Below are 14,489 nucleotides of genomic sequence, written 5' to 3'. Positions count from 1 at the left end.
TTGTTGCCTGAAACCCTGCCGGCAGGTATCGCCGAGGCGATACCTGCCCACCTGCGTCGTCGATCACGCGGCCGGTTCGCGAGCCGTGGCGGCGCGTGGGTCATCGGCCTGTCGGTGCTGGTTTCCCTGCTGGCGTTGCTCCCCATTGCGTTCGTCATCGGCGTTTATCTGCAGACCGGCTGGTCCACCCTGGTGCCACTGGTGTTTCGGCCGCGCGTCGGTGAATTGCTGGTCAACACCGTGTTGCTGGTCGTTATCACCATTCCTTTGTGTATTGCACTGGGGGTGGCGCTGGCATGGCTGACAGAACGCACGAATTTGCCGGGACGACGCTGGTGGTCGTTGCTGGCCACCGCGCCGCTGGCGGTGCCGGCCTTCGTTCACAGTTATGCCTGGGTCAGCCTGGTGCCACCGATTCACGGGCTGTTCGCCGGCGTGCTGGTGTCGGTCATCGCCTACTTCCCGTTTCTTTACCTGCCGGTGGCCGCGACGCTGCGCCGACTCGACCCGGCCATCGAAGATGTTTCCGAGTCCCTCGGGCTCAAGCCCTGGGCAGTGTTTTTCCGCGTGGTGCTGCCGCAATTGCGCCTGGCCATTTGCGGCGGTGCCTTGCTGGTCGGCTTGCACCTGCTGGCCGAGTACGGCCTGTACGCGATGATCCGCTTCGACACCTTCACCACTGCGATCTTCGATCAGTTCAAGTCCACCTTCAACGGGCCAGCCGCCAACCTGCTGGCCGGCATACTGGCCCTGTGTTGCCTGGCGATGCTGACCGCAGAATCGGCGGCGCGCGGCAATGCGCGTTACGCCCGTGTCGGTTCAGGCAGTGCCCGGGAGCAACGGGTGGTGCAACTGAGCGCGCCTTTGAAGGCACTTGCGCTGGCCTTGCAGATCATCACTTGTGTCCTGGCCTTGGGCGTACCGTTGTTCACCCTGGGTAAATGGTTGATGGCCGGCGGCACCCAGGTCTGGGACTTGCCCGAGCTACTTCCGGCCCTGGAGCAGACGCTGCTGTTGGGCGTGGCGGGGGCGGCGCTGACCACCTGCGCCGCGATTCCGATTGCCTGGCTGTCGATTCGCTCACCGGGCCGCCTGCAACGGCTGCTGGAAGGCTGCAACTACATCACCAGTTCGCTGCCAGGGATCGTCGTGGCGCTGGCATTGGTGACGGCGACCATCCACTTTGCCCGGCCGATTTACCAGACCACCATTACGGTGTTGCTGGCTTACCTGCTGATGTTCCTGCCTCGCGCCCTGGTGAGCCTGCGTGCCGGTATCGCCCAGGCGCCGGTTGAACTGGAAAACATGGCTCGCAGTCTGGGCCGCTCGCCTGCCCAGGCCCTGTGGCTGATCACCCTGCGCCTGGCCGCTCCGGGTGCTGCAGCGGGTGCCGCGCTGGTGTTCCTGGCGATCACCAATGAACTGACCGCCACCCTGCTGCTCGCCCCCAACGGCACGCGCACGCTGGCGACCGGGTTCTGGGCCATGACCAGCGAAATCGATTACGCCGCCGCAGCGCCCTACGCGCTGCTGATGATTGTCCTGTCGCTGCCGCTGACCGGGCTCCTTTATCACCAATCCAAGAAAACGGCTGGCCGATGAACGCTCTAGAACTGCATTCGATCTCTAAATCCTACGGTTCCCACCGGGCCCTGGATAACGTCAGCCTGTCGGTGCCGACTGGCAGCCGCACGGTGATTGTCGGCCCGTCGGGATCGGGCAAAACCACGTTGCTGCGGATGATCGCCGGCTTCGAATTTCCCGATACCGGCCGCCTTTCGCTCAACGGCCAGACGCTTGTCGATAGCACCCATGAGGTGCCGGCGCACCAACGCCTGATTGGCTATGTCCCACAGGACGGCGCCTTGTTTCCGCACATGACCGTGGCCGCCAATATCGGCTTCGGGCTGGCCAGCAAGGGCCGCGAACGGCAAGAACGCATCGCTGAATTGATGGACAGCGTTGCCCTTGACGCGCGCATGGCTGACCGCTGGCCCCATGAGCTGTCCGGTGGACAGCAACAACGGGTGGCGCTGGCGCGTGCCCTCGCCCAGCAACCGCGGCTGATGCTGCTGGATGAACCGTTTTCGGCGCTCGATACCGGCTTGCGCGCCGCCATGCGCAAACTGGTCGCGCGATTGCTGGCGGACGCCGGCGTGACCACCATTCTGGTCACCCATGACCAGAGCGAAGCCTTGTCCTTTGCCGATCAATTGGCGGTCATGCGTAATGGGCGGTTGGTGCAGTCCGGGCATCCCCTCGACCTTTACCGCTATCCCGAGGATGAAGAGACCGCGCTGTTTCTCGGTGACGCCGTGGTCATGCCCGCCCGAATCGAGGCCGGCTGGGCCCATTGCGATCTGGGTCGGATTCCGGTCAACAACCACCGCAACAACAACTCGGCGCAGATCATGCTGCGGCCCGAGCAATTGCAGCTGGCCAGCATCGTGCCCAACACGACAGAGGTTGCCGGTTGCAACGCGGTGGTGACCGAGCGGGATTTCAGCGGCAACACCTGCACCCTGACCGTGGAGCTGCAATCCTTGAACGCCGACGACGCGCCAGGTCGATCACTGCTGGTACGCAGCTCCGGCATGTACGCGCCACCGACTGGCAGTACCGTACAGGTCTCGACCATCGGTCACGCCCATGTCCTGAGCTGACCGTTCACCCTTCCCTTCAAAGGTCGAAGCGATCAACCGCCCGGCGCCGCTCATTGTCATCACGCACATCGTAATTGGCCGTGGTCTGGATGTTGCTGTGGTGGGCGAGTTTCTGGGCGATCGACAAGTCGTGCTCCTCGATGACCCGGGTGATGAACGAGCGGCGAAAATCGTGGGGCATGATCTTCACCCCCACCTGGGCGCCCCGCTGGCGGGCGATGTAATAGATCGCATGCTTGGTAATGCGCTCACGGGTGATGTGGCTGCCGCGCCGTATGCGGTTGAACAGAAAGGTGTCGTCGGCCTCGCCTTCCTTCAACTGTGATCGGCGCAGCTCCAGCCAGGCGTCAAGTTTGGCGAAGGCCCAGGCCGGGGCGTATTTGATTAACTGTTTGTTGCCCTTGGCGGTGACCCGGAGGCTGCGCTCGGTGAAGTCGATCTGATTCAAGTCCAGGTTCACCGATTCCGATTTGCGCATTCCCGAGCCGTACAGAATCCCGATGATCGCCGCGTCACGCAGGCCCTGCGGTCGCGGATCAGCGGCGCACACTTCCATCAGTTCCTGGATCAGCGTCCGGCGAAGATTGCGTCCCTGGGACAGGCGCGTGCCCGCGATCCCCTTGACCGAACGCATTTTCAGCAAGTGCTCCTGGCTGATCAGGCTCATGCGCCACGCTTCGTTCATCACACCGCGTACCGCATTGACGTACAGCGACGAGGTATTCGGTGCGTATCCATCGGCGCGCAGGGTGGCGACCAGCGCAATCACATCTTCAGGTTGCAGTTGATGCCAAGGGATCTCTTCGATGTTCACGTCTTCGAAGTCCAGACGATCGGCAGCGTCCTGCAGGACATATCGCATGGTCAATTGGCTGGACGGCGCCAGTCGCGCCAGATACAGCGTCAGTGGATTGGTCTTGGGAATATTCGAGTCAACAACAGGTAAGTCAATCAAACGAAACGGCCTTGAATGAAAACAATTCAACGAAACAACTAAGGGTGGAAAACAGACCATATGCGGCGCCATATTTCTGTAAGCTTTTTCTGATAAAAGCAGTGAAAAAACCTAAAAGTCTGAACAGCCGCTTAATAGCTTTTGGATAAACGATTCGCCGACCGTTTTTTCATGTTCCTTTCACAAAATCGGGCATACCCTCATGCGGCTTTTGCGACCCTCGGCATTTCCCCAACGTGCCGACCGTTGCTGGAAAAGTCAACGGACGGTATTTCTCACCAACCTCAAGTAACTCGTTCTCGTTGATGTGTTTTTTTGTCTAGACTGCAACCGGATCCATTTTTTCTAGCCTCAACGGCTACACTCTTTTTCTGCCAAGAGGTGCGCATGAGTCAGGCTTTTCTTCCCTTTTCCCGCCCCAGTATCGGCGATGAGGAAATTGCCGCGGTAGAACAAGTCCTGCGCTCGGGCTGGATTACCACGGGGCCAAAAAACCAGGCGCTGGAAGAACACTTCGCCAATTATGTCGGTTGCCGTCATGCCGTGGCACTGTCCTCGGCCACAGGCGGAATGCATATCACTCTATTGGCACTGGGCATCGGTCCGGGCGATGAAGTCATTACGCCCTCGCAGACCTGGGTGTCCACCGCCAACATGATCAGCCTGTTGGGTGCGACTCCCGTTTTCGTTGACGTCGACCGTGACACACTGATGAGTGACGTGGCGAGCATCGAGGCGGCAATCACCCCGCGCACCAAAGCCATCATTCCCGTGCACTACGCCGGCGCGGCATTCGATCTCGATCCGTTGTATGCACTGGCCGACAAGCACGGCATCACCGTGATCGAAGACGCCGCCCACGCGGCGGGTACGCGGTATAAAGGTCGCCACGTCGGCTCCACAGGCACCGCGATTTTTTCGTTCCACGCCATCAAGAACATGACCTGTGCCGAAGGCGCAATGTTCGTGACCGACGATGAAGCCCTGGCCACGCGAGTACGCATGCTCAAGTTCCATGGCCTCGGTGTCGACGCTTACGACCGCCTGACCCATGGCCGCAAGCCCCAGGCGCAAGTCATGGAACCGGGATTCAAGTACAACCTGGCCGACATCAATGCCGCCATCGCGCTGGTCCAACTGGAACGGCTGGACGAGATCAACGCCAAACGCACGCTGCTGGCCAACACCTACCTGAAACGCCTGGAAGGTCTGCCGGTGCAACCGCTCGCCATTCCTGCCCATGCCCAGCAACACGCCTGGCACCTGTTCATCCTGCGTATCGACGCCGAGCGCTGCGGCCTCGACCGCGAAGCGTTCATGAAAGCTCTGCAGGAACAGAACATCGGCACCGGCATTCACTTCATCGCGACACACCTGCATATTTGGTATCGCCAGCGTTACCCTGACCTGTACCTGCCCAATACCGAATGGAACTCGGCCCGACTGTGTTCGATCCCGCTGTTCCCCGACATGACCACCGATGACGTCGAGCGCGTTGTCGGCGCCATAGAAAACTGCCTGGACACACGCCTGTGAGACCTTACCCAATCAACTTCGTTTCGATCGTGATTCCGGTCTACAACGAAGAAGAAAGCCTGCCGGAATTGCTGCGCCGCACCGAAGCGGCGTGTGACCAATTGCACCACCCCTACGAGATCGTACTGGTCGACGACGGCAGTCGCGATGACTCCGCCCATCTTCTGGAACAGGCCGCCTCCCGCCCCGACAGCCCGGTAGTGGCGGTCATTCTCAACCGCAATTACGGCCAGCACGCGGCGATCATGGCCGGTTTCGAGCAGTGCAAGGGCGACGTGGTGATCACCCTCGACGCCGACCTGCAAAACCCGCCTGAAGAAATTCCGCGCCTGGTGGCCCAGGCTGAACTGGGCTACGACGTCGTCGCCACCGTGCGCAACAACCGTCAGGACTCGGCCTTGCGCCGTTGGCCATCGAAACTGATCAACCTCGCCGTGCAACGCTCCACCGGCGTGGCCATGAGCGACTATGGCTGCATGTTGCGCGCCTACCGACGCACCATCGTCGACGCCATGCTGGCCTGCCGCGAGCGCAGCACCTTTATCCCGATCCTGGCCAACAGCTTCGCCCGTCACACCACGGAAATCCTGGTGAACCACGCCGAGCGCGAACACGGCGATTCCAAATACAGCCCCATGCGCCTGATCAACCTGATGTTCGATCTGGTGACCTGCATGACCACCACGCCGCTGCGCCTGCTGAGCATCGTCGGCTTCGCCATGGCGGGCCTCGGCGTACTCTTCGCCTTCGCCCTGATCGTGTTGCGTCTGGCATTCGGTGCCGGCTGGGCCGGCGGTGGCACCTTTGTCCTGTTCGCCGTGCTGTTCGTGTTCACCGGCGGGCAATTCATCGGCATGGGCCTGCTGGGCGAATACCTGGGCCGCATGTACAGCGATGTCCGTGCCCGCCCGCGTTTCTTTATCGAAAAGGTGCTGCGTAGCCAGCCTGCCTCTCCTGTTTCCGTTGCCACCATCGATGGCCTCACCTCCACTTCTTCTGATCGGGTTCACCCATGAGCGCAAAAGCTGTTGTCTTCGCCTATCACGATATCGGTTGTGCCGGTATTGAAGCACTGCTCGCCAGCGGTATCGAAATCGCCGCCGTCTTCACCCACGCCGATGATCCCAAGGAAAACGCCTTCTACGGTTCCGTTGCGCAACTGTGTGCGAGCAAAGGCATTACCGTGCATGCGCCGGAAGATGCCAACCATCCGCTGTGGATCGAACGCATCAGCAAGCTCGACCCCGACTACCTGTTCTCGTTCTACTACCGCAACCTGTTGAGCGAGCCATTGTTGGCCACCGCACGCAAAGGTGCGTTCAACCTGCATGGTTCGTTGCTGCCAAGCTACCGTGGCCGCGCGCCGGCCAACTGGGTGCTGGTCAATGGCGAAACCGAAACCGGCGTGACCCTGCATCGCATGGTCAAGCGCGCCGACGCAGGTGCGATCCTCGCCCAGCGCGCCGTTTCGATCGAACGCAGCGACACCGCGCTGAGCCTGCACGGCAAATTGCGCCTGGCTGCCACCGACCTGCTGCGCGACACCCTGCCGCTGCTGCTGCAAGGCAAAGTCACTGAAACCCCGCAGGATGAATCCAAGGCCAGCGTATTCGGTCGCCGCACACCAGCCGACGGCAAGCTGGTCTGGCAAAAACCGGCGGAAGAACTGTTCAACCTGGTTCGGGCCGTTACCCAGCCTTACCCAGGCGCGTTCTGCGCGGTGGGCGAGCACAAGCTGATTGTCTGGAGTGCCGAAGTGGCCAAGGGCAATGAAGGCCAGGCTCCGGGCCGAGTGATCAGTGTCGATCCGCTGCGCATTGCCTGTGGCGAAGACTCGCTGGTGATCACCGCCGGCCAGCGCAACGACAACGGCCTGTACCTGAGCGGCCCGCAACTGGCCAACGAGTTGGGCCTGGTGGACGGTTCCGTGCTGCGCGGTGCCGAGTCCGGTCGCGCGCCGCGTCGCACCCGCGTGCTGATCCTGGGCGTCAACGGTTTCATCGGCAACCACCTGTCCGAGCGTCTGCTGCGTGATGATCGCTACGAGGTTTATGGCCTGGACATCGGTTCCGACGCCATCGACCGTCTGCGCAGCCATCCGAACTTCCACTTCGTCGAAGGCGACATCAGCATTCACTCCGAGTGGATCGAATACCACATCAAGAAGTGCGACGTGGTCCTGCCGCTGGTGGCCATTGCCACCCCGATCGAATACACCCGCAACCCGCTGCGCGTGTTCGAACTGGACTTCGAGGAAAACCTGAAGCTGGTGCGCTACTGCGTCAAGTACAACAAGCGCGTGATCTTCCCGTCGACGTCGGAAGTCTATGGCATGTGCCAGGACAAGAACTTCGACGAAGACGCCTCGAACCTGATCGTTGGCCCGATCAACAAGCAACGCTGGATCTACTCGGTCTCCAAGCAGCTGCTGGACCGCGTGATCTGGGCTTACGGCGCCAAAGGCCTGAATTTCACCCTGTTCCGTCCATTCAACTGGATGGGCCCGCGTCTGGACCGTCTGGATTCGGCACGTATCGGCAGCTCCCGCGCCATCACCCAGCTGATCCTCAACCTGGTGGAAGGTACGCCGATTCGCCTGTTCGACGGCGGCGAGCAGAAACGCTGCTTCACTGACATTGCCGACGGCGTCGAAGCGCTGGCGCGGATCATCGACAACGATAACGATGTCTGCAACGGTCAGATCATCAACATCGGCAACCCGGACAACGAAGCCAGCATCCGTCAACTGGGCGAAGAGCTGCTGCGTCAGTTCGAAGCTCACCCGCTGCGCGACAACTTCCCGCCTTTCGCCGGTTTCCGCGACGTGGAAAGCAAGGCGTTCTACGGTGCCGGTTACCAGGACGTGGAACACCGCAAGCCAAGCATCGCCAACGCCAAGCGCCTGTTGAACTGGGAGCCGACCGTGGAAATGCGCGAAACCATCGGCAACACCCTGGACTTCTTCCTGCGCGAAGCCATGCTCGAAATCGCGGACAAGCGCTGATGCAGGCAGGCCTACGCATCGATGTCGACACTTACCGAGGCACCCGTGAGGGGGTGCCCCGGCTGCTGGAAATGCTGGACGAGGCACAGGTCAAGGCGACGTTTTTCTTCAGCGTCGGCCCGGACAACATGGGGCGCCACTTGTGGCGCCTCATCCGTCCACAATTCCTCTGGAAAATGCTCCGCTCAAATGCGGCCGGCCTCTATGGCTGGGACATCCTGCTGGCCGGCACTGCATGGCCGGGCAAACCGATCGGTCGCGATCTCGGGCACCTGATGCGTCAAGCCCGTGACGCCGGCCATGAAGTCGGCCTGCATGCCTGGGATCACCATGGCTGGCAGGCCAATGCCGGACGCTGGAGCGACGCACAATTGATCGAGCAGATTCGTCGTGGCGTGGATACCCTCAGCGACATCCTCGGGGCAAAGATCGAGTGTTCGGCCGCCGCCGGCTGGCGTGCGGATGAGCGCGTGATCGAGGCCAAGCAGCGCTTCGGCTTTCGCTATAACAGCGATTGTCGCGGTCAGAGCCTGTTCCAGCCGAAACTGGCCGATGGACGTCTGGGTGCGCCACAAATCCCCGTGGATCTGCCGACCTTTGACGAAGTGGTCGGTCCGAACGTCGCCGCCAAAGACTTCAACAGTTTTATCCTTGACCGGTTCACACCGGAAAAACTCAATGTCTACACGATACATGCCGAAGTAGAAGGGATTCTGATGGCCAATGATTTCCGCCAACTGCTGAGCGATGCTCGGCAGCGAGGCATTCACTTTCAACCCTTGGGCGATCTGCTGCCCGACACCCCTGACAGTTTGCCGACCGGTCGCGTGGTGCGCGGCACACTCGAAGGTCGCGAAGGCTGGCTGGGAGTGCAAGACGCATGAGCAAACGCTGGGCATTCCCGCTATTGCTGGCCCTTGTGGCGCTGGCTTACCTGCTGCCTCTGGGAACCCACGGCCTGTGGATTCCCGATGAAACCCGCTACGCCCAGATCAGCCAGAACATGCTGCTGAGCGGCAACTGGGTGTCGCCGCATTTCATGAACGTGCGCTATTTCGAAAAACCGGTTGCCGGCTACTGGATGATTGCCATTGGCCAGGCGCTGTTCGGTCAAAACCTGTTCGGTGTGCGTTTCGCCTCGGCGCTGAGTACGGCCTTGAGCGTACTGCTGTGCTACCTGATCGCCCGGCGGATGTGGAACGAGCCGCGCAAGAGTTTCGCCTGTGCGCTGTTGTACATGAGCCTCATGGTGATCGCCGGCCAGGCCGGATACGCCAACCTCGACCCGCAATTCACCTTCTGGGTCAACCTGAGCCTGGTTGCCTTGTGGTTTGCTGTCGATAGCACGAGCCGCGGTCAACGTCTGATCGCCTGGGCAGTGCTGGGGCTGGCGTGTGGCATGGGTTTCATGACCAAGGGTTTTCTCGCCTGGCTGCTGCCGGTGCTGATCGCCCTGCCCTGGATGCTCTGGCAAAAGCGCTGGCGCGAGTTGCTGGTCTACGGCCCGGTGGCGATTGTCGTGGCCGTGGTCGTCAGCCTGCCATGGGCCTTGGCGGTACATGCGCAGGAGCCCGACTACTGGCGGTTCTTCTTCTGGCACGAACATATCCGCCGCTTCGCCGGGGAAGACGCCCAGCATGATGCGCCGTGGTGGTACTACCTCCCGTTGCTGGTGGGGTTCAGCCTGCCGTGGGTGGCGTTGCTGCCGCCGGCGCTGAAACAGGCGTGGCAGACCCGTCGCCAGACCAACATTGCGTTTCTGTTGCTGTGGCTGTGGATGCCGCTGATTTTCTTCAGCCTGAGCAAAGGCAAGCTGCCGGCTTACATCCTGCCGTGCCTGCTGCCGTTGGCCCTGCTGCTGGGTCACACCCTGGCCGATCGCTTGAAACTGGAGCAAGGCCGGATCCTCGGTATCAACGGGATTCTCAACCTTGCACTGGGCGTGATCACCCTGCTCGCCCTGGTCTACCTGCAGCTTAAAAAGCCGCTGTACGACCATGAACTGCACAACCTGGTGCTGGTGTTTATCGGTCTGATCGGCTGGATCATGGCCAACCTGCTGCAAACCTTCAGGCCGCTGCAATGCTGGGGGGCGCCGGCCTTTGGCAGCCTGCTGCTGATCGGCCTGCTGCCGGCCGGCCTGCCCAACTCGGTGGTCGCCAACAAGACGCCCGATCAGTTCATCCTCGATCACGCGCAGGCGCTCGGCCAGAGCACCAGTTTGCTGAGCAATGACCTGGGAGCGGCTTCGGCCCTGGCCTGGCGAACGAAGCGCCCGGACGTGTCTTTCTACAACACGGTCGGCGAATTGAAGTATGGCCTTGCCTACCCTGATTCGTTGAAGCAGCGCGTCAACTCCGATCAGATCCAGCAATGGATGCTCGAAGCCCGTCAACAAGGCTCGGTCGGTGTGGTGATGCGGGTCAAAGGTGACGACGAACTGCACGAGCTCGAACAATTGCCCAAGGAAGGCAAGCGTTATGAGCAAGGCAATCTGGTCATTTTGATTATTCCTCAGGCCGCGCCATGAGCCTGATTCTGCTGCTGCTCGCTTGCCTGCTGACGTGCCTGGGCCAGGTTGCCCAGAAATACGCAGTGGAAAGTTGGCGCGGGCAACCCTCGAGCTGGGCGCAGAAACTGCGCTCGCCGTGGCTGTGGCTGGCGCTCGTCTCGCTCGGGCTGGGCTTGCTGGTCTGGTTGCTGGTGCTGCAGCGCCTCGAAGTGGGCATCGCCTACCCGATGTTGAGCCTCAATTTCGTGCTGATCACCCTGGTCGCACGCTTCGTTTTCCACGAAACCATCGACCGCCGTCACTGGCTGGGTGTAGCCCTGGTGATCGGTGGCGTGGCACTGCTGGGACAACACGCATGAACCCGCGTCGCGGAATCACCTTCGCCCTGGGCAGCGTGCTGCTGGTCAGTGCGGCGCAGTTGGGCATGCGCTGGAGCATGAGCCACCTGCCGTCGCCTGAACAATGGCTCAGCGCCCCGATCGACCTGGCAGCGGTCGCCGTGGTGCTGGCCGCTATCCTTGCCTATGCCCTTTCAATGCTCAGTTGGCTCCTCGCCCTGCGTGACCTGCCCCTGGGCCGGGCCTACTCGCTGCTGAGCATCAGCTACGCACTGGTGTACCTGTTGGCCGCCAGCCTGCCGCTGTTTCACGAAGATTTCAGCCTTTCAAAAAGCCTTGGCGTCGCCCTGGTCATCCTGGGCGTCATCACCATTAATTCTCGACCTGCAAGTGCGCCCGAACTTAGGAATGCCTCATGAAAATCAGTGTGTTTGGTAGCGGTTATGTTGGCTTGGTGCAAGCCGCAGTCCTGGCGGAAGTTGGCCACGACGTGGTCTGCATGGATATTGACGAGAAAAAAGTCAAGTTGCTGCAACAGGGCCATGTGAGCATTTTCGAACCGGGGCTTGCCAGCCTGGTGCGCGAAGGCCTGGACGGTAAGCGGTTGCAGTTCACCAGCGATGAACAGTTCGCGGTGCAACATGGCCAGGTGTTGTTCATCGCGGTCGGCACACCGTCCCGCGAGGATGGCTCGGCGGATCTGCGTTACGTCTTGTCCGTCGGCGACGCCGTCGCGCGGCACCGCGAACAACCGCTGATTCTGGTGGAGAAATCCACTGTACCGGTCGGCACAGGCGATACCCTGCGTGCACACATCGACCAATGCCTGGCCAAGGACGGGCGTTCGCTGCAATTCGATATCGTCTCCAACCCGGAGTTCTTGAAGGAAGGCTCGGCCGTGTCCGATTGCCGGCGTCCGGACCGTATCATCATCGGCTGCGAGCGCGATGAAGTGCGCGATGTGATGCGCGACCTGTATGCCCCTTTCAACCGCAACCATGACCGGATCATGTTCATGGACCTGCGCAGTGCCGAGCTGACCAAGTACGCCGCCAACTGCATGCTGGCGACCAAGATCAGCTTCATCAACCAGATCGCCGAACTGGCCGAACACCTGGGCGCCGACATCGAATCGGTTCGTCTGGGCATCGGCGCCGACTCCCGTATTGGCTACCACTTCATCTACCCTGGTTGCGGCTATGGCGGTTCGTGCTTCCCCAAAGACATGCGCGCCCTGATTCACAGTGCCGAAGAGGCCCACTGCTCCAACGATCTGTTGCAAGCGGTGGAAGCCATCAATGAACGGCAGAAACACAAGCTGTTCGAACGCATCAACGCGTTCTACAAGGGCGATCTGAAGGGCAAGACCTTTGCTCTCTGGGGCCTGGCATTCAAACCCAACACCGACGACATGCGGGATGCGCCGAGCCGGGTCCTGCTGGAATCGCTTTGGGCCGCTGGCGCCAACGTGCGTGCGTTCGACCCCGAAGCGATGCAGGAAACCCAGAAGCTGTATCCCGATGAAGCGAAGCTGATGCTGATGGGCACGCCGGAATCGGTGCTGACCGGTGCTGATGCGCTGATCATCTGCACCGAGTGGCAGCAATTCAAGGCACCGGATTTCGACCTGATCCGCCAGCGTCTCATTGCCCCGGTGATTTTCGACGGACGCAACCTGTACGACACCGAGCGCCTCGCCCGTGGCGGCTTCCTGTACTTCCCGATGGGCCGTGGCGAATCGCGCAAGTTGCCAATCCCGCATCAACAATGGCCGTCCGACTCACTCGACGCCTCAGCGTAATGTCGCTGTCCATCCGCCAACAGTCCTGCATCGTGGGACTGTTGGCCCTGCTGTTGTTCATCGCCGGGGTATACCAGCAAGCGCCAATCGGTTTCGATTCGCGCTTCGTGCTGTTTGCCCAGGAGATGCTGCGACACGGGCCGTCGTTTTTCCCTACCACCTATGGTCAGCCCTACGCTGACTACCTGGGGCTTTCGACGCTGTTCATCTGGCTGACGGCCCTGCCGTTCGGCCAGGTCACCAGCCTCAGTGCCTGGTTGCCAAGCGCCATCGCCGGGGCGGTCATCGTTACGCTGATGTACCGTCTGGTCGCACCTGTTTCCAGCCGATGGGCGTTGCTGAGCATCGCCCTGATGTTGCTGACCAACACCTTCATCACCGAAGCGCGCGCGGTTTCCCAGGACTTGATGCTCGCGGCGGTGGCATTTGCCGTGTTTTACCTGGGCTACGCCGCCGATCACTTCTCGGCACCCCGTCGATGGCTACTGATCTTCGCCTTGTTGCTGTTGGGTTTCGGCCTGCGCGGGCCGATCGGGTTGGTGATTCCCACCGGCATGCTGTGCAGCTATTTCCTGCTCAATCGCCAATGGCAGCGGTTTTTCGGCTTCGGCCTGACGGCCGCTGTATTGCTGGGTCTGTGTGTCGGCGCGCTACTGTGGATGGCCAAAGCCAGCGCGGGTCCGGTCTTCATGCAGGACGTGATTCGCATGCAGTTCATGGGACGCATGGACGGTAGCGAAGGCGTCAGCGGCTCGCTCTACTACTTCACCAGTTCGATGGGCAACTATGCGCTGGCCTATCCCCTGGCGCTGCTGGCATTGCTGGGACTGGCCCTGAACAAACCGCGCGACACCGGGCCGACACTGCAATTGCTCAAGTATTGCGCCGCAGCCGGGTTGATCGTGATGGTCGGGCTTTCCATTCCCCTGGCGAAAAAAGCCCGCTACCTGCTGCCGATGCTACCCATGGCAGCGATCATCGCGGCCTATCCCTTTGCCGTGGCCCAGGGTCGGGTGTTCAGTTGGCTACGCGGCTTGTTGCAAGGCCTGTGGCTGCTGATGCCGGCGTTGTTCATCGGCGGACTGCTGGTGGCCCAACGACGGCTTGATCAACACTTGCCCAACCTTGCTACGGTGTTGGTGATCCTTGGGGTGTTACAAGTGCTTGCACTGGCGATCCTTGCCAAACCGCACTGGCGCCCGCAGACCCTGGCCGTTTGTTCGGTCCTGGCGTTGTGGTCGGTATACATCCTGGTGTTTGAACCGCTCGAACGGCAGATGTACGACACCCGGACTTTCAGTCGTGCGTCCTTTGCACAGGTGCAAAAAGACCCGGCGCCGCTGGTGCTGCATGCCTTGGGCAAGGACGCCAAGGCCATCAAGTTCATGGTCAATATCGAGCAGGACCTGCAACCGGTGTTCACCGAATCGGCTCAAGAGCTGGACGCGCTCCAGGGGCCCTTGTGGTTGATGATGGACGCCAAGGACTACAACGCCCTGCACGGCACCCCCTGGGGCGCTTTGCCACCCGTACTGAGCGGGCGTTTCGACAAGAACGACTTCGTTCTGCTGCATCGCCCCTGATAGAAGGACCGAAGTCACGGGGCGCGATCGGATGACCTTTCACCGCAAACTGTTGAAGATCGAGCTTGTTCTTCAACAGCTTGCGGTGACGTGTTAA

12 protein-coding genes are annotated in these 14,489 nt (G+C 61.0%); 11 read left to right on the top strand and 1 reads right to left on the bottom strand.

Annotation, left to right across the window (positions count from 1 at the left end; translation table 11 throughout):
- Positions 1 to 3 precede the first annotated feature (3 nt).
- Positions 4 to 1,602, top strand: a complete 1,599-nt coding sequence (locus tag ACX3YF_RS23865) for an ABC transporter permease (protein ID WP_458946285.1) — start codon at positions 4 to 6, stop codon at positions 1,600 to 1,602.
- Positions 1,599 to 2,663 (top strand): ABC transporter ATP-binding protein, encoded by a 1,065-nt coding sequence (locus ACX3YF_RS23860; RefSeq protein WP_449105590.1) that lies wholly within the window; start codon positions 1,599 to 1,601, stop codon positions 2,661 to 2,663. The genes ACX3YF_RS23865 and ACX3YF_RS23860 overlap by 4 nt, the downstream gene beginning before the upstream one ends.
- 16 nt (positions 2,664 to 2,679) lie before the next feature.
- Here ACX3YF_RS23860 and ACX3YF_RS23855 read toward each other — a convergent pair whose 3' ends face one another.
- A complete protein-coding gene (locus tag ACX3YF_RS23855) occupies positions 2,680 to 3,618 on the bottom strand; it encodes a site-specific integrase (protein ID WP_103403070.1) in 939 nt (312 codons plus the stop codon).
- Between the two features lie 387 nt (positions 3,619 to 4,005).
- Here ACX3YF_RS23855 and arnB point away from each other — a divergent pair, with 387 nt between their 5' ends.
- The 9 genes from arnB to ACX3YF_RS23810 are packed head-to-tail and all read left to right on the top strand — an operon-like array spanning position 4,006 to position 14,392.
- Positions 4,006 to 5,154, top strand: a complete 1,149-nt coding sequence (arnB, locus tag ACX3YF_RS23850) for a UDP-4-amino-4-deoxy-L-arabinose aminotransferase (protein WP_448646606.1) — start codon at positions 4,006 to 4,008, stop codon at positions 5,152 to 5,154.
- On the top strand, positions 5,151 to 6,170 hold the full coding sequence (gene arnC / locus ACX3YF_RS23845) for an undecaprenyl-phosphate 4-deoxy-4-formamido-L-arabinose transferase (RefSeq protein ID WP_458974424.1): 1,020 nt from the start codon (positions 5,151 to 5,153) through the stop codon (positions 6,168 to 6,170). The genes arnB and arnC overlap by 4 nt, the downstream gene beginning before the upstream one ends.
- Positions 6,167 to 8,158, top strand: coding sequence for a bifunctional UDP-4-amino-4-deoxy-L-arabinose formyltransferase/UDP-glucuronic acid oxidase ArnA (arnA, locus tag ACX3YF_RS23840; RefSeq protein ID WP_090461941.1), 1,992 nt, complete (start codon positions 6,167 to 6,169; stop codon positions 8,156 to 8,158). The genes arnC and arnA overlap by 4 nt, the downstream gene beginning before the upstream one ends.
- Positions 8,158 to 9,042 carry a 4-deoxy-4-formamido-L-arabinose-phosphoundecaprenol deformylase gene (gene arnD, locus ACX3YF_RS23835; protein WP_130209877.1) on the top strand — a complete coding sequence of 295 codons (885 nt, stop codon included), beginning with the start codon at positions 8,158 to 8,160 and terminating at the stop codon, positions 9,040 to 9,042. The genes arnA and arnD overlap by 1 nt, the downstream gene beginning before the upstream one ends.
- Positions 9,039 to 10,688: a lipid IV(A) 4-amino-4-deoxy-L-arabinosyltransferase gene (gene arnT / locus ACX3YF_RS23830; RefSeq protein ID WP_458974423.1), complete on the top strand. Its 1,650-nt coding sequence runs from the start codon at positions 9,039 to 9,041 to the stop codon at positions 10,686 to 10,688. Before arnD ends, arnT begins: the two co-directional genes overlap by 4 nt.
- Positions 10,685 to 11,029, top strand: a complete 345-nt coding sequence (gene arnE, locus ACX3YF_RS23825; protein ID WP_090461949.1) for a 4-amino-4-deoxy-L-arabinose-phosphoundecaprenol flippase subunit ArnE — start codon at positions 10,685 to 10,687, stop codon at positions 11,027 to 11,029. The genes arnT and arnE overlap by 4 nt, the downstream gene beginning before the upstream one ends.
- Positions 11,026 to 11,427: a 4-amino-4-deoxy-L-arabinose-phosphoundecaprenol flippase subunit ArnF gene (arnF, locus tag ACX3YF_RS23820; protein ID WP_288098081.1), complete on the top strand. Its 402-nt coding sequence runs from the start codon at positions 11,026 to 11,028 to the stop codon at positions 11,425 to 11,427. Before arnE ends, arnF begins: the two co-directional genes overlap by 4 nt.
- Positions 11,424 to 12,809 (top strand): UDP-glucose dehydrogenase family protein, encoded by a 1,386-nt coding sequence (locus ACX3YF_RS23815; protein ID WP_458974422.1) that lies wholly within the window; start codon positions 11,424 to 11,426, stop codon positions 12,807 to 12,809. The genes arnF and ACX3YF_RS23815 overlap by 4 nt, the downstream gene beginning before the upstream one ends.
- Positions 12,776 to 14,392: an ArnT family glycosyltransferase gene (locus ACX3YF_RS23810; protein ID WP_458974421.1), complete on the top strand. Its 1,617-nt coding sequence runs from the start codon at positions 12,776 to 12,778 to the stop codon at positions 14,390 to 14,392. The genes ACX3YF_RS23815 and ACX3YF_RS23810 overlap by 34 nt, the downstream gene beginning before the upstream one ends.
- Positions 14,393 to 14,489 lie beyond the last annotated feature (97 nt).

Source organism: Pseudomonas fluorescens group sp. PF-69 (assembly GCF_054481235.1).
Note: the sequence above shows the minus strand (reverse complement) of the source record. Positions and strands in the feature narration are given on the sequence as shown.